We start from the raw sequence: 19,501 nt of genomic DNA, 5'->3' as shown, positions 1-19,501 counted from the left end.
CAGGGCGGGTCGCGGCGGGTCAGGACGGGTCGTTGTCGGCGGGGGACTCGTCGGCGATCGGGTACTCGACGAGGGCCAGCACGCGGCTGGACATGAACCGGGCCGTGCGGACGGGCGTGCCGGTGCGGGTGACCTCGCTGACCTCGACGACGCCGCGCCGCGTCTCGATCTCGACGCGGCGCCCGGCGCGGGTCGCCGTGACCTCGTAGGTCCGCGTTCCCTCGCCGCCGGCGTCGATCACGATCTCCACCCTGTCGCCCTTCATCGGCGCCCACCTCCGCGATCGTCGAACGTATATTCGACTTATACCCGCGACGGGCGCCCGCGAACCCTCCCGAAGGTCGCCTGAGCGCCAGAAAACCGCAGGTCAGCGGACGAGGTTGACGACCGCGACGAGTCCGACGGCGACGATGACGGCGCGCAGCGCCGGGGGCGGGATGCGGCGCCCGACCTTCGCGCCCAGCAGCCCGCCGACGGTGGAGCCGAGCGCGATCATCAACACCGCCCACCAGTCGATGACGGTGTCGGAGACGATCGACAGCGTGATGAACAGGACGGCCGCCGTCCCGTTCACGACCGCCGACAGGACGTTCTTGGCCGCGTTGACGCGCTGCAGGTCGTCGGCCAGCGCGATGCCGAGGAGCGCGATCAGGATGATGCCCTGCGCCGCGCCGAAGTAGCCGCCGTACACGCCCGCGAGCAGCACCGCGCCCCACAGCAGCGGCCCGCCGTGCGGCCTGTGGTCGCCGTCGTCGGCGCGGCGCCGCCTCACCCACGCCTGGAGCCGGGGCTGCACCACCACCAGGACGAGCGCGACGGCGATCAGCGCGACCACGATGACCCGGAACGCCTCGGCGGGCAGGCCGAGCAGCAGCAGCCCGCCGATCACGGAGCCGGTGAGGGACGCGCTGCCCAGCCGCAGCAGCCGTCCGCGCTGCCCCTTCAGCTCCGCGCGGTACCCGTAGGCGCCCGTCGCCGAGCCCGGCACGAGACCGATGTTGTTGGAGACGTTCGCGACCACCGGCGGGAACCCGAGCGTCACCAGCGTCGGGAAGGTGATCAGCGACCCCGACCCGACGACCGTGTTGATGCCCCCGGCGGCGACGCCGGCCGCGAACACCGCGGCCGCCTCCAGCAGGTTCAAATCCGTCCCATCCCCGAGCCCGACGATCCCACGAGGCCCCGATCGTAGGGACACGCCCGCTCAGCACCCCGCACCGGGTCCCCCATACCGGGACGCACCCGGACGGACGAGACGGCTCAGTGCGCCGCCCGCGCGTACCAGCGGCCGTCGCGGCGCTCCACGGCGAGCGGCAGCCCGAAGCAGTGCGACAGGTGCTCGCCCGTGAACACCTCGTCGACCTTGCCGCGTGCCACGATCTCCCCCTCGCGGAGCAGCAGCGCGTGCGTGAACCCGTCGGGGACCTCCTCGAGGTGGTGCGTCACCATCACCATCGTGGGCGCCGCCGGGTCGTCGGCGAGCCCGCCGAGCCGGGCGACGAGGTCCTCGCGGCCGCCGAGGTCGAGGCCCGCGGCGGGCTCGTCCAGCAGCAGCAGTTCCGGGTCGGGCATCAGGGCGCGGGCGATCTGCACGCGCTTGCGCTCGCCCTCCGACAGGGTGTCGAACCGGCGCCGCAGCAGCCCGGCGCAGCCGAGCGCCTCCAGCAGCGCGACGGCCCGGCTGACGTCGGTGGTGTCGTACTCCTCCTGCCAGCGCCCGAGGATCGCGTACGAGGCCGTCAGCACCAGGTCGACGACCGTCTCGCCGGACGGCACCTTCTCCGCCAGCGCGGTGCTCGCGAACCCGATCCGGGTGCGCAGCTCGAACACGTCGGTGCGGCCGAGCCGCTCCTCGAGGACGTCGGCGGTGCCCTCACTCGGATGCAGCAGCGCCGCCGCGATCTGCAGCAGCGTCGTCTTCCCCGCGCCGTTCGGACCGAGGATCACCCACCGTTCGCCCTCGCCCACGTTCCACGTCACATCGCGAAGGAGGGTCGCCCCTTCGCGCCTGACCCCGACTCCTCGGAGTTGAAGTACCTCGCCGGTCATCGCGCGCCTTCGTCCCCAATCCGGTGATCCCGTTTCCCGCACAAGAACCTATGCGATCCGCCGGGCCGGCGTGGCCCCGGGTTTCCACGGATCCGCCGCGGGACGGCGCGCCCCGCCGTCACCCGCCGTCGCGTCTGCCCTGCCGCCGCGCCCCCTTCGCCCGGCTCGCCGCGGCCTGCTGCCGCCCCGCCGCGTCCCGGCTCGTCGGGCGCCGCCGCGCGGTGGTCTGCGCGGTCATGCGCCGGACGTCCGGGGGCGCGGTGCCGGGGGCGGCCGCGCGGGCGGGGTTCGCGTCGGCGATCCGCCGCGCCTTCAGCTCGCCCGCGCTGCGCCGGGCGGCGCGCGCCAGGTGCCAGCTCACGCGGGCGAGCGCGTCCTCGAACACCTCGGCGCGCTGCGCGTTCCGCCGGTTCTTCGGGCGCGCGACGCCGCGCCCGCCGTGCTCCTCCACGCGCGCGCTCGCCGTGCGCCGGTACAGCTTCGCGTACTTGTTCCGCGCGCGCCGGATGCGTTCGTGCAGGTCGACGAGCCCGTCCTCGTCCATCGCCGCGAGTTCGCCGCCGTCGGCCTCGCGGACGAGCGCCAGTTCGTCCTCGTTCAGCGAGTTCAGCAGGGCCCGCATGGGCGACCTCCTTCGATCACGTGCGAGGTGTCTGCCCGAGATGCCCGCGCGACAATGCCGTCAAGACGGATATATGCCCATCTTCATTCGTGGGTTTGACCCGCGGTCGGCCGGGCGCGCCCCGCCCCGGCGCGGCTCCCGAAACGATGGCAGCCGCGACGAGAGACCTGCCTTACGTCCGGTGGCGCGGGCCGGGCGAACGCTTATGGTGGATCGCATGCCCATTGGGACGTGTTGGGAACGGCGATGATCAAGGACGTATCGACCGCACTGGTGGCGTGGGGCAACGCCTGGCTGACCGGCAACGTCGGCCTCGACGAGGCGGTGGACGCGGTGGAGAAGGCCGCGGGGCCGCAGATCCTCGGCGGCGAACCGGCCGAGGTGACGCTCCGCCGCGGCCTCGGCGACCTGCGCATCGGCGGCCTGACCGCGCTCCGGCTGGCGCTGCCCGCCCCCGGCGACCCGCTCGGCCTCACCGGCCCGGCCGAGTTCAACCGCGCCGCGATCGACGCGGAGGCCGCCGTCGTCGCCGTGCTCGGCGACCGCGCGATCGGGCTCGTCCCCGCCGAGGACCGGCGCGGCTCCTCCTACGTCGGCGTGCGCTGGACCACCCTCGACGCGTCGCCGAGCCTGCCGGACGTCCCGTCCCTCGCGGAGGCCGACCGGCGGCTCACCCTCGCGATGCGCGACGCGACCGAGGCGCTGCTGACCGTGGACGACTTCGCGGGCGTCCCCCCGGAGATCGCCGACGCGCTCGTCGACCTGCGCGACCCCGGGCGCGGCGACCACCTGCTCGCCCCCGGCTACCCGCAGCGCGCGCACCGGGTCGCCGCCCTCGCCGGGCGGCTGTCCCTCGTCGTCGACCTGGCCCGCCGGATGGACGAGCGGGGCCTCACCGCCGACCAGATGCACCGCCGCGGGGACGCGCTCCGGCTGCTGGACGGCGCCGTCCGGCGGGCGCTCGTGGCCGCGTGCAACAGCGCGTTCGACCCCGTCCCGTAGTCCCCGGAACGGAAGCGGGACGCCCCCGGCGGGGACGTCCCGTTCGTGCGGCCTCGGCCTCTGGCCGGAAGGCTCAGTGGCGGACGACGACGGTGTTGCAGATCTTGTCGGCGAACGTCTGCTTGCGGTCGTCCCACAGCGGCCACAGCCAGCCGACGTAGCACGCGATGTTGTCGAGGAAGTGGCAGATCTTCCGCAGGAACGCCATGCCGAAGCCGATCGGCTGCCCGGTCTGCGCGCTGACGAGGCGGATGTTCATCTGCCGCTTGCCGATCGTCTGCCCGGTCGTGCCCTCCTGGTAGATGAGCCACAGGCTGGCCGCGAACGCCGCGACGTAGCCGAGGATCATCAGCAGCGCGCCGATCGCCACGCCGGCGTCGCCCGCGGCGCTGAGGATCGCGCCCAGGATGTAGAGCACCAGCAGCGGGGCACCGATGATCAGGCCGTCGATGATGTAGCCGCCGGCACGCGAGCCCCACTCGGCGAGCTGGCCGCCGCCGGGGGTGCCGTAGTGGTGGTGATGCACCTCGGCCGCGGGCTGCCCGTAGCCGGGCTGCCCGGCGGGCTGGCCGTAACCGGGCTGCGGCTGCCCGTATCCCGGCTGCGCGGCGGGCTGGCCGTAGCCGGGCTGGGCGGCGGGCTGGGCGGGCTGCTGGCCGTAGCCCGGCTGCTGTGCCGGGGGCTGGCCGTACCCGGGCTGGGCGGGGGGCTGGCCGTATCCCGGCTGCGCCGGGGGCTGGCCGTACCCGGGCTGCGGCTGCTGGCCGTATCCCGGCTGCTGACCGTAGCCCGGCTGCTGACCGTACGGGTCGTAGGGGTTACCCACACTTGCTCCTTATTGATTGACCCTGTGGTTATGTGACGCCCGCCGGACCCGGTGGGCTCCGCAAGTCTGACCGAGGAAGCACCCCGGCTCAAACCGGCAGGACACCGACTCGCACGAGCTGCCACAGCTCCGACCCCACGAGGGCGATTCCGAGGACCCACGTGCGGGTTCTCGGCGCGAGTGCCCACCACCGTCGTCCCGCCCCCAGCGGCGCGACGGCGAAGCCGATCACGCCCGCGAGGACCACCGGGTTCGCGAGCACCGCGCGGACCGGCCGGCCCGCTCCAAGCTCGATGAACACGGTCGTCCCTCCGCAGAAGGGGCACGGAATGCCGGTGAGCGCCCGCAAGGGGCAGAGCACGCCGGGGTCGTTGACACGGTGGATCCATGACGCGCCGACGGCCGCGACGGCCATCGCCGCAACACGCAGCAGCGTCCCCGCGGGGCCGTGCCGCGCAGCGGTGAGGCTCCGGCTGACGAGTCCCCCGAGTGCACCTTGCGATGCGCCGGTGACCGCCGCCGCGGGCGCTCCCCCCAACGGATCCTCCGTGTCGATGACGAAAGGTGAGTGACCCGTATACAGGGTGCACCCAGAGGCCGGTCAAGCCCCGACCACGTTCCGCGATGGGACCGTTACGCGGACCGTGCTCTCGACAGCCTCCGGGCAAGAGTAGGACAAAACGCCGACCACGTGCTCGCTCTTTGGGGTTCCGCCGCGACATCGGGCCGCGGGTCCGCGCCGCGACATCGGCGTACGACCCCCGCCACGGGTGTTCATTGCGGCGTCTTGGCGTCAGGCCCGCCGCGGGGCCTGACGCCAAGACGCCGCAATCACGCGCTCCCCGCGGCGCCGACCGTGCGGGGCGCGTCCGGCTCGGTGACGTGCTCGGCCTCGATGACGTCGGCGACGACCGCGGTGATGTTGTCGGGGCCGCCGTTCTCGCGGGCGAGCTCGATCAGCCGGTCGACGGCGCGCTGCGGGTCGGCCTCGGCCGACAGCACCTCGTAGATCGTCTGCGCGTCCACGGGGCCGCTGAGGCCGTCCGAGCACAGCAGGTACCGGTCGCCGAGCCGGGCCTCGCGCAGCCGCAGATCCGGCTCGCGGTCGTCCCGGCCGTCCAGCACCCGGTACAGGACGTGCGAGAGCCGCGACGTCTCGGCCGGGTCGGGCGTCTGCCCCGACTGTTCGGCCTCCGCCTTCAGCAGCTCGTCCATGGTGTGGTCCTGCGTCATCTGGAACAGCTCGCCGTCGCGCAGGAGATAACCGCGCGAATCGCCGATGTGCGCCAGGGCGACCGACGAACCCGACCAGAGCATCGCGGTGAGCGTCGTGCCCATCCGGCTCAGATCCGGGCGTTCCTCGCGGACGATGCGGAGTTTCTCGTTGGCCTCGGCGACGGCGCGTCCCAGCATGTCGACAAGGTCGTCACCGCGCGCATCGGCGTCCAGCGAGCGCAGCGACCCGATGACGGTCGAGCTGGCGACCTCGCCGCCGGCGTAACCGCCCATTCCGTCCGCGACCGCGATCAACCGCGCACCGGCGTAACCCGAGTCTTCGTTGTTCTCCCGGTTGCACCCGATGTCGCTGCCTGCTGCGTACCTGATTGCTACGTTCATACCAGTTTCGATGACGATCCTGTCAGAGGAGTTGTATCAGTCACGAGCGCCCTCCCCAACCGTTCCGACACCATGCCGGACCGCGTAAAGAGCCGCCTGCGTCCGATCCTGCACTCCCAGTTTCATGAGCAGATTACTGACGTGCGTCTTGACCGTCTTCTCCGAGACCACGAGCGCGCGGGCGATCTCCCTGTTGGACCTTCCCCGCGCGATGTGCACGAGCACCTCCCGTTCCCGATCGGTCAGCGCGGCCAGGCCGCGGTCGTCCACCGACACCGGCTCCGCCAGCATCGCCTCGGCGGCGTCGGGCGCGAACAGGACGTGCCCGTCGTGCACCGCCCGGATCGCCTGGACGAGCGCCTGCGGGTCGACGTCCTTGTAGAGGTACCCGGCGGCGCCCGCCTGTACAGCGGGCAGCACGTGCCCGCGCTCCGTGACGCTCGTCAGGATCAGGACCCGTGCGGAGACCCCGCGTGCCCGCAGCTCCGTCAGCGCGGTCAGCCCGTCGGCGCCCGGCATCTTGAGGTCCATCAGCACGATATCGGGCCCGAGGGATTCGGCCAGTGACACGGCCGACGCGCCGTCGGCGGCCTCGCCGACGACCTCGATGTCGTCCTGGATGCCGAGGAACGTGCGCAGCCCCTGCCGGACGACCGGATGATCGTCGGCGATCAGCACCCGGATCGGCGCCCGTCCCGCCCCGCCCGTTCCCGCCGCAGCCGTCACAGCGGCACCTCCAGCCGGACGGTCGTGCCCGCGCCGGCCGCCGAGGCGACCGTCAGCTCCCCGCCGATCGTCACCGCCCGCTCCCGCATCGACGCGAGCCCGAGCCCGTTCTGCGGGTCGCCGGACGGGTCGAACCCCGAACCGTCGTCCGCCACCTCCAGCACCGCCCGTCCGCACTCCGTGCCCAGCCGGACGCGCACCTCACGGGCGTCCGCGTGCCGGAGGGCGTTGTAGAGCGCCTCCTGCGTGATGCGGAACGCGACCGCCTCGTGCTCCTCCGGCAGGACGACCGCCTCGTCGCCGCTGAACCGGACGGACGTCTCGTACGCCCGGTCGAGCACCTCCACGTGCTTGCGCAGCGACGGGACGAGCCCGTCCGCGAGGTCCGCCGGGCGCAGCTCGTTGATCACCGCGCGCAGCTCGGCGAGCGCCTCCGCCGCGAGCCGCTCCACCCGCTCCAGCTCCCGGACGGTCCGCGCCGCGTCCCGCTCGGCGAGCGCGGACGCCGTCCGGGCCGTCAGCCGCAGCGAGAACAGCTTCTGCGCCACCGCGTCGTGCAGCTCGCGCGCGAGCCGGTTGCGTTCCGCGACGACCGTCAGCTCCCGGTTGTGCTCGTACAGCCGGGCGTTCGTCATCGCGATGGCGGCGTGCGCGGCGAACAGCGTCAGCAGTTCCTCGTCGTCCCGGGTGAAGCCGCCCGGGCTCCGCCTGTTGGCGAGGAAGACGATGCCGAGCACGTCCTCGCCGTCGCGGATCGGGACGCCGAGGAAGTCCTTCAGCACCGGGTGCGCGTGCGGCCAGCCCTCGAACTCCGGCTCGCGGCGGATGTCGTCGAGCCGCTTCGGCGCGCCGTCGCGCAGCATCGCGGCGAGCATGCCGTGCTGGCGCGGCAGCGGCCCGATGCGCTCCCAGTCGTCGTCGGAGACGCCCTCGACGACGAACTCCGCGAACGAGCCCTCGTCGTCGGGCACCCCGAGCGCCGCGTAACGGGCGTCCAGCAACTGCGCCGCCGCCCGGACGATCACCTGCAGCACCTCGTGGACCGACAGGTGACGGGTCACCGCGAGCACGGCGGAACTGACGGCGTGCAGGGTCGCGCCCTGCTCGCCGCGGCGCCCGTCCTCGTCGCCCATCCCGCCCTCTCGTCCGGCCGTCTCCGGCGGCCCGGCCCGCGTCCGCGCGGGCGCCCGCCGCCCGCCTGACAAGCACCGTACTCGCACGCGCGGTCATCGCGAATCAGCCGCCGGGAGGAGGAGCGGCCGTGTCCGGACGCCCGCGCCCCGGCGGGGTCCCGGGACCGGGGACCTACGACCATGTGCCGAGCCCCCTCCGGGCCCGCGCCCGATGCCCCTGACATGCGCCGATACCTAGGTTTCCGGGTATGAAGACCGCACTGATCACCGGAGCCTCCCGGGGGCTCGGCCGGGCCCTCGCCGACGAACTCGCCCGGGACGGCTGGAGCCTCGTCGTCGACGCGCGGGACCCGGACGCGCTGCGGGCCGCGGCCGCCGGGCTCGGCCCGTCCGTCACCGCGATCGCGGGCGACGTCGCCGACCCCGCGCACCGCGCGGCCCTCGCCCGCGCCGCCGGCGGCGGGCTCGACCTGCTCGTCAACAACGCGTCCGCGCTCGGCACGACGCCGCTGCCCCGGCTCGCCGACCAGCCGATCGGCGACCTCGCCGCCGCCTACGCGACGAACGTCCTCGCCCCGCTCGCGCTGATCCAGGCCGTCCTGCCCGCCCTGCGGGAGCGCCGCGGCGCGATCCTGAACATCACCTCGGACGCCGCCGTCGAGAACTACCCGACGTGGGGCGGCTACGGGTCGTCGAAGGCCGCGCTGGAGCAGTTGTCGAACGTCCTGGCGGCCGAGGAGCCCGACCTGGCCGTGTGGTGGGCCGACCCGGGCGAGATGCGCACGGACATGCTGCGGGCCGCCGGGGAGGACGCCGACGCCGCCCCGCCGCCCGAGGAGGCCGCCGCCGCCCTGCGCCGCCTGATCGGCGACCGCCGCCCCAGCGGCCGGTACCGCGCCTTCGACCTGGCGGGCCCGCGATGACGACCGCCCTGCACCCCGGCGACCGGAAGGCGCGGGACGAACCGCGCGTGCTCGGCCCCGGCTACCGCGGGCCCACGTTCGGGATCGTCTTCGTCGTCACGCTGCTGGCGTTCGAGGCCATGGCCGTCGCGACCGTCATGCCCGTCGTCGCCGCCGACCTGAACGGCCTCGGCCTCTACGCGTGGGGGTTCAGCGCCACGCTGATCGCCGGGCTGCTGTCGACGGTCCTCGCCGGCGGCTGGGTCGACCGGTCCGGCCCGATGCGCCCCTTCCTGATCGGACTCGGGACGTTCGTCACCGGGCTCGCCGTCGCGGGCGCCGCGCCCGCCATGTGGGTGTTCGTCGCTGGACGCGCCGTCCAGGGCATCGGCACCGGACTGGCGATGGTCGCGATGTACGTCGTGGTCGCTCGCATCTATCCCGAATCGCTGCGGCCCCGGGTGTTCGCGGCCGAGTCGGCGGCGTGGGTGCTGCCCTCGCTGCTCGGCCCCGCCGTCGGCGGCGTCCTCGCCGAGCACCTCGGCTGGCGCTGGGTGTTCCTCGCCCTCATCCCCCTGGTGATCCCGCCGACCCTGCTGCTGGTCCGCGCGCTGCGCGGCACCGAACCCGCCGAACGGGCCCCCGCGGCGCCCGCGGGGGGCGGCCGGGCCGTCGCGGCCGTCGCCGTCGCCGTCGGCGCCGCCGTCTTCCTCTACGGCCTCGACGCGCCCCGCTGGGCGCTCGTCCCCGCCGTCGCCGCCGGGCTCGCCGGCCTCGCGTTCGGGCTGCCCCGCCTCCTGCCCGCCGGAACGTTCCGGCTGCGCCGCGGCCTGCCCAGCGTCGTCCTCACCCGCGGGCTGCTCGCCGGCGCGTTCATGGGCACGGACGTCTTCATCCCGCTCGCCCTCACGTCCCTGCACGGCTTCGGCCCGGCCGAGGCCGGGATCGTCCTCACCGTGGCCGCCCTCGGCTGGTCCGCGGCGTCCCAATACCAGGGACGGTCCAAGCGGCCCCGCGCGTTCTTCGTGCGGCTCGGCGCCGTGTGCGTCACCGCCGGGATCGCCGCCGTCACCGTCGCGCTCCAGCTCTCCGGCTGGGCCGCCGCGCCCGCCTGGCTCCTCGGCGGCGCCGGGATGGGCTTCGCGGTCGGCAGCCTCAGCGTCCTCCTGCTGGACAACTCCAGTGAGGAGGAGCAGGGCGTCAACTCCTCCGCGCTCCAGATCGGCGACATGCTCGGCACCTCCATCGTCGTCGGGACCGCGGGCGCCCTCGTCGCCGCGTTCGGCACCGACCGCCTCGAACTCGGCCTCGCCGCCGCCGGGACACTGCTCGCCGCCATCGCCGCCCTCGGCGTCATCGCCGCACTCCGACTGGAGGCCCGCACATGACCATCGACCACGAGATCATCGACTTCGCCCTGCCCGCCGACCTCGAAGCCCACGAACCCCCCGAGGCGCGCGGCCGCGCCCGCGACGGCGTCCGCCTCCTCGTCGGCCGCCGCGCGACCGGCGAGGTGACCCACCACGCGTTCCGCGACCTGCCCGACCTCCTGCGGCCCGGCGACCTCCTCGTCGTCAACACCTCCGCGACCCTGCCCGCCGCCGTCCGCCTCGACCGCATCGGCGTCCACTTCTCCACGCCCGTCCCGGACGCCGACGACCGGCTCTGGCTCGTCGAACTGCGCCGCCTCGCCGGCAGGACCACCCGCCCCTACGGCGGCGGGACCCCCGGCGAATGGATCCCCATGCCCGGCGGCGCCACCCTCACCCTCGTCGACCGCCGCACCGAACGCCTCTGGCGCGCCCGCCTCAGCACCGACGTCGTCCCGTACCTGCGCCGCCACGGCGTCCCCATCCGGTACGGGTACGTCCCCCGGGACTGGCCCGCCGCCGCCTACCAGACCGTCTTCGCGCACGACCGCGCGTCCGGCGGCGCCGAGATGCCGAGCGCCGCCCGCCCCTTCACCCCCGAACTCGTCACCCGCCTCGTGTCCCGCGGCGTCCTGATCGCCCCGATCACCCTGCACACCGGCGTCGCGTCCCCCGAAGCCCACGAACCCCCGTACGCCGAGCGCTACGACGTCCCCGGCCCGACCGCCGCGCTCGTCCGGCACGTCCGCGCCGAGGGCGGGCGGGTGATCGCCGTCGGCACCACGGCCGTCCGCGCGCTCGAGACGGCGGCCGCGTCCGGGCGCGTCGAGGCGTCCACGGGATGGACGAACCACATCGTCACCCCCGAATCGGGCGTCCGCGCGGTCGACGGGCTCCTCACCGGCCTGCACGAGCCGCGCTCGTCCCACCTGATGATGCTCACCGCCGTCGCAGGTCACGGCCTCCTGAATGCCGTGTACCGCGCCGCGCTCGACGAGCGGTACCTGTGGCACGAGTTCGGCGACGTCAACCTTCTCCTGCCCTGACCCGTCTCACATGGCGGACGTCACACCCGGGTGCGGCGCCGCGAGCCGGTAGCGTGGACCACACGATGGACGGGTCAGCCGAGCGCACGCTGCTCATCACACTCACCGGACGCGACCGCCCCGGCGTGACGTCGCGCCTGTTCAGGACGCTGTCGGACTTCCCGGTCAGCGTCGTCGACGTCGAACAGGTCGTGATCCGCGGCCGGCTCGTCCTCGGCGTGCTGGTCGCCTACTCCGCCGACGCCGACATCGGCAGCGTGTGGAACGCCGCCGAGCGCGTCGCGGCCGACCTCGACATGGAGGTCGAACTGTCCACCGGCCGCGAGTCGCGCACCCCGAAGCGGCGCGGGCGGCTGCACGTCACCGTCCTCGGCGCGCCGCTGAGCCCCGCCGCGATGGCCGGCATCGCGGGCCGCATCTCCGCGCACGGCGCCAACATCGACCGCATGGAGCGCCTCGCCAGCACCCCCGTCACCTGCATCGAGATGGACGTCTCCGGCGCCGACCCCGACGCCCTGCGGGCCGGGCTCGCCGCCGAGGCGGCCGAACGCCAGGTCGACGTCGCCGTCCAGCCCGGCGGGCTGGCCCGGCGCGCCAAGCGCCTCATCGTCATGGACGTCGACTCCACCCTCATCCAGGGCGAGGTCATCGAGCTGCTCGCCGAGCACGCCGGCTGCCTCGCCGAGGTCGCCAAGGTCACCGAGGCCGCCATGCGCGGCGAACTCGACTTCGAGGGCTCCCTCCGCGAGCGCGTCGCGCTCCTCGCCGGACTGGACGCCGCCGCCATCGACCGGGTCCGCGACCGGCTCAAGCTCGCCGCCGGGGCCCGCACCATGGTGCGCACCCTCAAACGCCTCGACTACAAGTTCGCGATCGTCAGCGGCGGATTCACCCAGGTCACCGACGCCCTCGTCGACGACCTCGGGATCGACTACTCGGCCGCGAACACCCTCGAGATCGAGAACGGCAAGCTCACCGGCCGCGTCGTCGGCCGCGTCATCGACCGTCCCGGCAAGGCCGCCGCCCTCGAACGCTTCGCCCGCGAGGCCGGCGTGCCCCTGGCCCAGACCGTCGCGATCGGGGACGGCGCCAACGACCTCGACATGCTGCAGGCCGCCGGGCTCGGCATCGCCTACAACGCCAAGCCCGTCGTCCGCGAGGCCGCGGACACCGCCGTCAACGTCCCCTACCTCGACACGATCGTCTTCCTCCTGGGCATCTCCCGCGAAGAAGTGGAAGCCGCCGACGCCGCCGACGCCCTGCGCTAGCACCGCCCGGCGGGCGCCCGGAATGAAACGGGGCCGCCGCACCGTTCCCCGTTCGTACCGTTGATCACCAGGGTAGGCCGGTGGTGCGGTCGGTGATCTTGGAGGGGCAACGGTGTGGGAGCGTGCGCGGAAAGCGTACGCGCAGGCGAACGGGAGCGCGGCGCCCTGGTACGGGGTCGCGGCCGCGCTCGGCATCGCCGTGCCGTTGCTCGCCGGCGCGCTCACCGGGCACGCCGCGCAGGGCGCGATGGTCGCGCTCGGCGCGTACCTGGTCGCCCTGCGGACGCCCGAAGGCCCGTACGGCGCGCGCGCCCGCGACCTGGGCGTCGGCGTCGTCGTCGTGGCGGTCGGCTCCACGGTCGGGGGGTTGCTGGCCGAGAACGCGTGGCTCGCGGCCGGGGTCGTCCCGCCGCTGATCGCGCTCGGCGTCGCCGTCCCGCGGATCGGGCCGACCGCCGGGCTCGCCGTGCTGCTCGCCGCGGTCCGGCCGCGGCAGCCGGACGTCGTCCTGGACGTCGGGCTGCTGGAGCTGATCGGCGGGGCGTTCGTCACCGCGCTGCTGCTCGCGCCGTGGCCCGCGCGGCGGCTCCGTCCGCTGAACACCGCGCTGTGCGACGCCGCCGACGCGGTCGCCGAGGCCCTCGACGCCGTCGCCGAGCACGTCGACGCGCCCGACCCCGCACCGCTGGACGCCGTCGAGCTGACGAACCCCGACCTGCTGGCCGTCACCCGGCTCCCCGACTGGGAGCAGCGGCGGCGGGCCGCGTCGGAGGCGCTCACCGCCGCCCGCACCACGTTCGGGCTGTACCGGTCCGACCGGGGACGGGACGACCCGACGCGGCCGGAGCGGCTCATCGACGCGCTCGCCCGCGTCCTGCACGAGACGGTCACGCTCCAGGCCGTCGTGGAGGCCGCGCGGAACTACCCGCCGGACCGCGAGTGGAAGATGGAGGCGCAGACCGCGATCTCCGCGCTCGCCGCCCGGCTGCGGCTGCTCGCGGGCGCCGTCGCGACGTCCGGGGAGGCGCCGCTCGGCGGGGAGGAGTCCGCGGCCGTCCGCCGGATGGGACGCGCCGCCGAGGGCGTCCGCCGCGCCGGGCTCGCGGGCGAGGAGGACCTCGTCGCGGTCGCGCTCATCGGGCAGGTGCGCCGGTCCATCGACCGCATCGCGGGCGAGGTCGCGTCGGCGCGGCGCATCACCGCGGGCGGGCTGCGGCTCGGGTTCGGGCCGCCCCGCCTCCCCGAGCCGCACCCGGCGACCGCGTGGCCGCGGATCCGCGACGCCGTCGCCACCCGGTCGCCGCGGTTCCGGCAGGTGTCCCGCGTCTTCGTGACGGCCGTCGTGTCGATGGCGCTCGCCGCCGCGCTCGGGCTGTCGCACGGCCACTGGATGACGCTGACCGCGATGCTCAGCCTCCGCGCCACCTACGGCGAGACGGTCGAGCGGCTCGTGCAGCGGGTGGGCGGGACCGCCGCGGGCTCGATCGTCGCGGCGGTGCTGCTGACGCTCGCGCCCGGCCAGTTCACCGTCGCGGCGATCGTCCTGTTGTTCGCGTTCGCCGGGTTCGCGATGCGCTCGGTCAACTTCTCGTACTGGGCCCTGTTCGGGACGCCGCTCGCGATGATGCTGCTCGACTTCTCCGTCCCGTCCGACTGGCGCACCGCGGGGGAGCGCGTCGGCCTCACCGTCGCCGGGGCCCTGCTCGCCTACCTCTCCGTCCGGCTGCTGTGGCCCGCCGGTCACCTCGAACGGCTCCCCGTGCAGCTCGGCAGGCTCACCGGCACGCACGCCGCGCTCGTCCGGTCCACGGCGGACGTCCTCGCGGGCGAGCACGTGCGGCTGCCGCACGACGTGATCGTCACCGCGGAGCGGGCCGCGGAGGCCGTCGCCGAGACCCGCGACCGGCTGGCGCAGGAACGGGTGCCCGACACCGAGCTGATCGCCCGGCTCCGCACCGCCGTCCGCGCCGCCCACCGCGTCCGCGACCACCTCATCGCGGTGTCGCGGATGTCGCGGGAGGCCGCCGTCGACACCGGCCCGATCCCCGAGATCCTCGACCGGATCGCCGACGAGCTCGAGGAGGCCGGGGCGGTGCTGGAGGACCCGCCGGACCGGCGGGACGAGGGGGACGCCGCGGCCGTCGAGGAACTCCGCGAGCAGCTCGCCGACCTCGACGACCACCTCTCGACGATCACCCGGCGGCGCCGCGCGGAGATCAAGTCGGGCGTCGGGCGGGACGAGTTCACGCCGCTGCGGCACGCGCTGCTGCAGGTGTCGGGCACCCGCTACGCGATCCGGTCGCTGCGCCGCGACGCCGGACGGGTCGTCGAGGCGTCGTTCGCGGCGGCCGGACGCCGCTGACGCCCGTCCCGCTCAGTCCTTCGGCGTGCGCACGGTGACGAGCGTGCCCGCGCCCGCACGGACGTCCGTCCAGGCGCCGGGGACGTCGATGACGGCGAGCGCGCACGTCGGGAACGCGTCCGGCGATTCCCCGGCGAGGTCGTGGACGAACAGGTGCACGGACGGGTTGTGCCCGACCAGCAGGACCGTCGCGACGTCCTCGGGCGCCTCCCGCACGAGGTCGAACAGCGTCCCCGGGTGGTTGTCGTAGATGCGCGACTCGAAGGACGTCTCCGCGGCGTCGAACGCCAGGTGCCGCAGGGTCTCGCGTGTGCGCGCGGCCGTGGAGCAGAGGACGTACCCGGGGACGAGTCCGCGGGCGCGCAACCATTCGCCGGTGGCCGCGGCGTCGCGGCGTCCCCGGTCGGCGAGCGCGCGGTCGATGTCGGCCTTGTCCAGCCCGGACTCGGCTTTGGCGTGCCGGAGCACGATCAGGGTCGGCATGCCCGCACCCTACGGGAGGGGCCCGGGTCAGGGGGCGACGAGCGCGGCGAGCCCCCACAGCACGGCCATGATCCCGAGCATCCCGGCGAGCACAAGGGCGAACCCCTTGGGCCCTGACATCGTCGACTTGCCCCCGGCCACCACGCCTCCCGGTCTCTTCGCGGTCCACGTACAGCGTACGACCGGTCACCCGTGCTCCCGACACCGCCCGCGCGGAAGGGGACCGGCCGTCCGGCCGGTCCCCGCCCGCATGCGGTCACGCCTTGTTGACCTCCGACTCCTCGCCCTCCGCGCGCGGCGCGGCCTCGACCGGCGCCTCCCCGGGCGCCGGCCCCTCGACCGCCTCGGCGCCGCCGCCGCCGACGGACGGGCCGGGGCCCGCCAGGGCCGGTTCGGCGATCGGGTCGACCCGGCGCTTGGAGATCACGATCGCGGCGACCACGACGATGACCGCTCCGAGCGTCACGCCGACGCGCAGCGGGACGTTGCCCGCGTACGTCACGACGGCGTCCGCGATGAGCAGCGCCACCAGGTTCATCACCTTGATCAGCGGGTTGATGGCGGGGCCCGCGGTGTCCTTGAACGGGTCCCCGACGGTGTCGCCGATGATCGTCGCCTCGTGCGCCTCGCTGCCCTTGCCGCCGAGCTCGCCCTCCTCGACCAGCTTCTTCGCGTTGTCCCAGGCGCCGCCCGAGTTCGCGAGGAACACCGCCATCAGCACCCCGGCGGCGATCGCGCCGCCCAGGAACGCGCCCAGCGGCGCGTACCCCAGCGCGAACCCGACCGCGATCGGCGTCATGATCGCCAGCAGGCCGGGGGTGGCCAGTTCCCGCTGCGCGTCCCGGGTGCAGATGTCCACGACCCGGTCGTAGTCGGGCTTCTCGGTGTAGTCCATGATGCCGGGCTTGGTACGGAACTGTTCGCGCACCTCCACGACCACCCGGCCCGCCGCCCGTCCGACCGCCATGATCGCGAGGCCGGAGAACAGGAACACCACCGCCGCACCGATGATCAGCCCGATCAGGACGTTCGGGTTGTCGATCGACAGGCCGAACGTCTGGAAGTCGCCCAGCGCGTTCCGGGCGTCCTGCGACGCGTCGTTCAGCGCCGACACCACCGTCTCGCGGTACGAGCCGAACAGGGCCGTCGCCGCCAGCACCGCCGTCGCGATCGCGATGCCCTTCGTGATCGCCTTGGTGGTGTTGCCGACCGCGTCCAGCCGCTCGAGGATCGCCGCCCCCTCGCCCTGGACGTCCCCGGACATCTCCGCGATGCCCTGCGCGTTGTCCGACACCGGCCCGAACGTGTCCATCGAGACGATCACGCCGACCGTCGTCAGCAGGCCCGTCCCGGCCATCGCCACCGCGAACAGCGCGACCGTCGTGTTGCCGAAGCCGAGCAGGAACGCCCCGTACACCGCGCCGCCGATCACCAGCGCCGTGTAGACGGCCGACTCCAGCCCCAGCGAGATCCCCGACAGGATGACCGTGGCCGGGCCCGTCCGGGCGCTGCCGGTCACCTCCTTGACGGGCTTGCGGTTCGTCTCCGTGAAGTAGCCGGTCAGTAGCTGGATCGCGCTTGCCAGCACGATCCCGATGAGGACGCCGCCGAGCGCGATCCACCGCGGATCGGCGTCCATGTTCGCGATCTCGGCGTTGGTGACGCCGTCCAGCTCGGCGAACGACCCCGGCAGGTACGTGAACGCGGCGATCGCGACCAGCACCGCCGAAAACAGCGCCGAGATGAAGAAGCCCCGGTTGATCGCCGTCATCCCCGACCGGTCGCCCGCCCGCGGCATCACCGCGAAGATCCCGATCACCGCCGTGATCACCCCGATCATCGGGACGATCAGCGGGAACACCAGCCCCTGCGTGCCGAACGCCGTCGTGCCGAGGATCAGCGCCGCGACCAGCATCACCGCGTACGACTCGAACAGGTCCGCCGCCATGCCCGCGCAGTCCCCGACGTTGTCGCCGACGTTGTCGGCGATCGTCGCCGCGTTGCGCGGATCGTCCTCCGGGATGCCCTGCTCGACCTTCCCCACCAGGTCCGCGCCCACGTCGGCGGCCTTGGTGAAGATGCCGCCGCCGACCCGCATGAACATCGCCAGCAGCGCCGCGCCGAACCCGAACCCCTCCAGCACCCGCGGCGCGTCGCCCTGGTAGGCGAGCACGACGACGGCCGCGCCGAACAGCCCCAGCCCGACGGTGAACATCCCGGCGACGCCGCCCGTCCGGAAGGCGATCCGCATCGCCGTCCGCTCGCCGCCCTCCTCCCGCGCGGCCGCCGCCACCCGCACGTTGCCGCGCACCGCGAGCCACATGCCGGTGAAGCCGGTCACGGCCGAGAACAGCGCCCCGATGACGAAGAACACCGACCGCCCGATGCGCTCGCCCGTCCCGTCCGCGGGAAGGAGCAGCAGCACCAGCGGGATCAGCACCACGAAGATCGCGACGGTGCGGAACTGGCGTTTCAGGTAGGCGCCCGCGCCCACCTGCACCGCCTTCGCGATGTCCTGCATCTTCTCGGTGCCCTGGCCCGCGGCCAGCACATCGCGTACCAGACCCGCGGCGACGGCCAGTGCCAGCAGCGCGATCACCGCGACGACGACGACCAGGGACAGGTCGCCGCCGCCGAGATCCACTTCAGCGCCGGCCGGGCTTGACACGGAAAGCCCAGACATCCGTCCTCCTCGACAGGGGCGTTGCGATCTCGACCGTCAAAGTCGATCTTTACCGCTTACCCCGCAAGTCGTGATTTCGAACGCCTCTCACGGCAACGCGCGTGCCGCGAGTCTACGCACGCGACCCGTGATCAAGAAGGGCACAAGAGCCTTAACGGGAACGTCACCATCGCGCAATGGAATTTACTCTCGAATTTGACCTCGACGGGAAATCGCCCGGCATCTCCGCAGGTCAACCCAGGCAAGCATCCTCTTACCTCAAAGCAACCTTGACACCGGACAACCGGCACACCCCGCACACGAATCACTCGCGCCACCCAGTTCAAGGCGAACTAGAACCCCGATTAAGATCAGCCCGAAAATGCCGGCGATCCGTGATCTTCCGGCAGAACGATCTCATACCAAGATCCCCGAGCGACACCCGCCCCCGCCATTACCGAGATCATCGAAGCCCCGCCCGGCCGCGGCGAGGGGACGCACATGGCGAAGGCCCCGCCGGCGGCGGGGCCTTCGGGTACGCCGAGGGCGGTCAGACGTTCGCTTCGGCCTCGGCCGGCCAGCTCATCCGGATCTGGACGCCCTTGGGCGTCGCGGAGATGTCCACGTCGTCGGCGAGCCCGGCGATGACCGCCAGCCCCAGCTCCGCCGCGTCCTCACCGAAGCCGTACTCGAGGTCGTCGGCGTCCGGCGCCGCCGGAAACCCGCCCGGGTCGTCCCCGGGCACCGTGTCGCTCACCGTGACCTCGAAACGCCGGTCGCCGCCGGTGAGCTCCAGCCGGATCGGTTCGTCCGGGCAGTACCGGACGTGCGCCTCCACGGCCCGCGAGAACGCCTCGCCGACCGCCAGCCTGACCTCGTCCAGGATGTCCTCGCCGACCCCGTTCAGGCGCGCCACGGAGGTCACGATCAAGCGGACGGTCCGGACGTGGACGGGCCGCGCGTTGATGGACAGTTCAACGGTCTCCACTGCCGCTTCGCCTACTTGGCGCCCTTGCGCTTTTCCTCGGCGTCGGCGATCGAGTCGTGGATGCCGAAGACCTTGGTCAGCCCCGTGATCCGGAAGATCTTGAGGATGCGCTCCTGGGTGCACACCAGTTCCAGGGAGCCGTCGTGCGCCCGCACCCGCTTCAGCCCGCCGACCAGGACGCCGAGGCCCGTCGAGTCGAGGAACTCGACCTTCTCCATGTCCACGAGCAGGTGGAACTTCCCCTTGTTGACCAGATCGATGAGCTTCTCGCGAAGCTTCGGCGCCGTGTAGACGTCGATCTCGCCCTCCACGTTGATGACGGTGAGGCCATCGTCGGTGGTGTAGTCGTTCACCTTCAGGTCCACAGATCCTCCAGCGCCGTGCAGCACAATCCGGTCCCGCCATCCCCGACCGGGGGCCGGTCCTGCGGGACATCGCCGTGATT

19 protein-coding genes are annotated in these 19,501 nt (G+C 73.5%); 6 read left to right on the top strand and 13 right to left on the bottom strand.

The window, feature by feature from the left end; translation table 11 throughout:
- Window positions 1-19: 19 nt before the first annotated feature.
- The 4 genes from ACFQ11_RS07635 to ACFQ11_RS07620 form a co-directional block, all read right to left on the bottom strand.
- The gene (locus ACFQ11_RS07635) at window positions 20-265 is read right to left on the bottom strand and encodes a hypothetical protein (RefSeq protein WP_378297211.1); all 246 of its coding nucleotides are present in this window, start codon (window positions 263-265) and stop codon (window positions 20-22) included.
- Between the two features lie 102 nt (window positions 266-367).
- Window positions 368-1,144, bottom strand: coding sequence for a sulfite exporter TauE/SafE family protein (locus tag ACFQ11_RS07630; RefSeq protein WP_378297210.1), 777 nt, complete (start codon window positions 1,142-1,144; stop codon window positions 368-370).
- A gap of 116 nt (window positions 1,145-1,260) precedes the next feature.
- On the bottom strand, window positions 1,261-2,049 hold the full coding sequence (locus ACFQ11_RS07625) for an ABC transporter ATP-binding protein (RefSeq protein ID WP_378297209.1): 789 nt from the start codon (window positions 2,047-2,049) through the stop codon (window positions 1,261-1,263).
- 118 nt (window positions 2,050-2,167) lie between these two features.
- The gene (locus tag ACFQ11_RS07620) at window positions 2,168-2,671 is read right to left on the bottom strand and encodes a hypothetical protein (protein ID WP_378297208.1); all 504 of its coding nucleotides are present in this window, start codon (window positions 2,669-2,671) and stop codon (window positions 2,168-2,170) included.
- A 246-nt stretch (window positions 2,672-2,917) separates the two neighbouring features.
- Here ACFQ11_RS07620 and ACFQ11_RS07615 point away from each other — a divergent pair, with 246 nt between their 5' ends.
- The gene (locus tag ACFQ11_RS07615) at window positions 2,918-3,673 is read left to right on the top strand and encodes a hypothetical protein (RefSeq protein WP_378297207.1); all 756 of its coding nucleotides are present in this window, start codon (window positions 2,918-2,920) and stop codon (window positions 3,671-3,673) included.
- A gap of 73 nt (window positions 3,674-3,746) precedes the next feature.
- Here the strand turns inward: ACFQ11_RS07615 and ACFQ11_RS07610 are convergent, their stop codons facing one another.
- The 5 genes from ACFQ11_RS07610 to ACFQ11_RS07590 form a co-directional block, all read right to left on the bottom strand.
- Complete coding sequence (locus ACFQ11_RS07610; RefSeq protein WP_378297206.1) at window positions 3,747-4,499, bottom strand: RDD family protein; 753 nt, start codon at window positions 4,497-4,499, stop codon at window positions 3,747-3,749.
- Between the two features lie 88 nt (window positions 4,500-4,587).
- On the bottom strand, window positions 4,588-4,914 hold the full coding sequence (locus tag ACFQ11_RS07605; RefSeq protein WP_378297205.1) for a DUF2752 domain-containing protein: 327 nt from the start codon (window positions 4,912-4,914) through the stop codon (window positions 4,588-4,590).
- Between the two features lie 416 nt (window positions 4,915-5,330).
- On the bottom strand, window positions 5,331-6,116 hold the full coding sequence (locus tag ACFQ11_RS07600) for a PP2C family protein-serine/threonine phosphatase (protein WP_378297204.1): 786 nt from the start codon (window positions 6,114-6,116) through the stop codon (window positions 5,331-5,333).
- Between the two features lie 36 nt (window positions 6,117-6,152).
- Window positions 6,153-6,842, bottom strand: a complete 690-nt coding sequence (locus tag ACFQ11_RS07595; RefSeq protein ID WP_378297203.1) for a response regulator — start codon at window positions 6,840-6,842, stop codon at window positions 6,153-6,155.
- Window positions 6,839-7,975, bottom strand: a complete 1,137-nt coding sequence (locus tag ACFQ11_RS07590; RefSeq protein ID WP_378297202.1) for a GAF domain-containing sensor histidine kinase — start codon at window positions 7,973-7,975, stop codon at window positions 6,839-6,841. The genes ACFQ11_RS07595 and ACFQ11_RS07590 overlap by 4 nt, the downstream gene beginning before the upstream one ends.
- Window positions 7,976-8,223: 248 nt before the next feature.
- Here ACFQ11_RS07590 and ACFQ11_RS07585 point away from each other — a divergent pair, with 248 nt between their 5' ends.
- The 5 genes from ACFQ11_RS07585 (at window position 8,224) to ACFQ11_RS07565 (ending at window position 14,923) form a co-directional block, all read left to right on the top strand.
- Window positions 8,224-8,898 carry an SDR family NAD(P)-dependent oxidoreductase gene (locus tag ACFQ11_RS07585; RefSeq protein WP_378297201.1) on the top strand — a complete coding sequence of 225 codons (675 nt, stop codon included), beginning with the start codon at window positions 8,224-8,226 and terminating at the stop codon, window positions 8,896-8,898.
- Window positions 8,895-10,265, top strand: coding sequence for an MFS transporter (locus tag ACFQ11_RS07580; RefSeq protein WP_378297200.1), 1,371 nt, complete (start codon window positions 8,895-8,897; stop codon window positions 10,263-10,265). The genes ACFQ11_RS07585 and ACFQ11_RS07580 overlap by 4 nt, the downstream gene beginning before the upstream one ends.
- On the top strand, window positions 10,262-11,293 hold the full coding sequence (locus ACFQ11_RS07575) for an S-adenosylmethionine:tRNA ribosyltransferase-isomerase (protein ID WP_378297199.1): 1,032 nt from the start codon (window positions 10,262-10,264) through the stop codon (window positions 11,291-11,293). Before ACFQ11_RS07580 ends, ACFQ11_RS07575 begins: the two co-directional genes overlap by 4 nt.
- A 65-nt stretch (window positions 11,294-11,358) precedes the next feature.
- Window positions 11,359-12,561, top strand: a complete 1,203-nt coding sequence (serB, locus tag ACFQ11_RS07570) for a phosphoserine phosphatase SerB (protein WP_378297198.1) — start codon at window positions 11,359-11,361, stop codon at window positions 12,559-12,561.
- A gap of 112 nt (window positions 12,562-12,673) precedes the next feature.
- Entirely contained in the window at window positions 12,674-14,923 is a 2,250-nt protein-coding gene (locus tag ACFQ11_RS07565) for an FUSC family protein (protein ID WP_378297197.1), read from the top strand.
- A gap of 12 nt (window positions 14,924-14,935) precedes the next feature.
- On the opposite strand, the gene ACFQ11_RS07560 is transcribed toward ACFQ11_RS07565, so the two are convergent.
- From ACFQ11_RS07560 to ACFQ11_RS07545, 4 genes are all read right to left on the bottom strand, one after another.
- The gene (locus tag ACFQ11_RS07560) at window positions 14,936-15,406 is read right to left on the bottom strand and encodes a SixA phosphatase family protein (protein WP_378297196.1); all 471 of its coding nucleotides are present in this window, start codon (window positions 15,404-15,406) and stop codon (window positions 14,936-14,938) included.
- Window positions 15,407-15,662: 256 nt separating this feature from the next.
- On the bottom strand, window positions 15,663-18,089 hold the full coding sequence (locus tag ACFQ11_RS07555; RefSeq protein ID WP_378297194.1) for a sodium-translocating pyrophosphatase: 2,427 nt from the start codon (window positions 18,087-18,089) through the stop codon (window positions 15,663-15,665).
- 529 nt (window positions 18,090-18,618) lie between these two features.
- Complete coding sequence (locus tag ACFQ11_RS07550; RefSeq protein WP_378297192.1) at window positions 18,619-19,056, bottom strand: ATP-binding protein; 438 nt, start codon at window positions 19,054-19,056, stop codon at window positions 18,619-18,621.
- 11 nt (window positions 19,057-19,067) lie between these two features.
- Complete coding sequence (locus tag ACFQ11_RS07545; RefSeq protein ID WP_026402937.1) at window positions 19,068-19,421, bottom strand: STAS domain-containing protein; 354 nt, start codon at window positions 19,419-19,421, stop codon at window positions 19,068-19,070.
- Window positions 19,422-19,501: the final 80 nt, after the last annotated feature.

It is taken from the genome of Actinomadura sediminis (assembly GCF_042675525.1).
Classification (GTDB): domain Bacteria; phylum Actinomycetota; class Actinomycetes; order Streptosporangiales; family Streptosporangiaceae; genus Spirillospora; species Spirillospora sediminis.
This window is presented reverse-complemented; position numbering and strand designations above follow the sequence as displayed.

What these genes read in the sequence shown, in the direction of transcription:
- ACFQ11_RS07555 (WP_378297194.1), bottom strand. Translation starts at nt 18,089, where the DNA reads ATGTCTGGGCTTTCCGTGTCAAGCCCGGCCGGCGCTGAAGTGGATCTC.
- ACFQ11_RS07580 (WP_378297200.1), top strand. Translation starts at nt 8,895, where the DNA reads ATGACGACCGCCCTGCACCCCGGCGACCGGAAGGCGCGGGACGAACCG.
- ACFQ11_RS07615 (WP_378297207.1), top strand. Translation starts at nt 2,918, where the DNA reads ATGATCAAGGACGTATCGACCGCACTGGTGGCGTGGGGCAACGCCTGG.
- ACFQ11_RS07590 (WP_378297202.1), bottom strand. Translation starts at nt 7,975, where the DNA reads ATGGGCGACGAGGACGGGCGCCGCGGCGAGCAGGGCGCGACCCTGCAC.
- ACFQ11_RS07575 (WP_378297199.1), top strand. Translation starts at nt 10,262, where the DNA reads ATGACCATCGACCACGAGATCATCGACTTCGCCCTGCCCGCCGACCTC.
- ACFQ11_RS07560 (WP_378297196.1), bottom strand. Translation starts at nt 15,406, where the DNA reads ATGCCGACCCTGATCGTGCTCCGGCACGCCAAAGCCGAGTCCGGGCTG.
- serB (WP_378297198.1), top strand. Translation starts at nt 11,359, where the DNA reads ATGGACGGGTCAGCCGAGCGCACGCTGCTCATCACACTCACCGGACGC.
- ACFQ11_RS07585 (WP_378297201.1), top strand. Translation starts at nt 8,224, where the DNA reads ATGAAGACCGCACTGATCACCGGAGCCTCCCGGGGGCTCGGCCGGGCC.
- ACFQ11_RS07600 (WP_378297204.1), bottom strand. Translation starts at nt 6,116, where the DNA reads ATGAACGTAGCAATCAGGTACGCAGCAGGCAGCGACATCGGGTGCAAC.
- ACFQ11_RS07605 (WP_378297205.1), bottom strand. Translation starts at nt 4,914, where the DNA reads ATGGCCGTCGCGGCCGTCGGCGCGTCATGGATCCACCGTGTCAACGAC.
- ACFQ11_RS07635 (WP_378297211.1), bottom strand. Translation starts at nt 265, where the DNA reads ATGAAGGGCGACAGGGTGGAGATCGTGATCGACGCCGGCGGCGAGGGA.
- ACFQ11_RS07620 (WP_378297208.1), bottom strand. Translation starts at nt 2,671, where the DNA reads ATGCGGGCCCTGCTGAACTCGCTGAACGAGGACGAACTGGCGCTCGTC.
- ACFQ11_RS07625 (WP_378297209.1), bottom strand. Translation starts at nt 2,049, where the DNA reads ATGACCGGCGAGGTACTTCAACTCCGAGGAGTCGGGGTCAGGCGCGAA.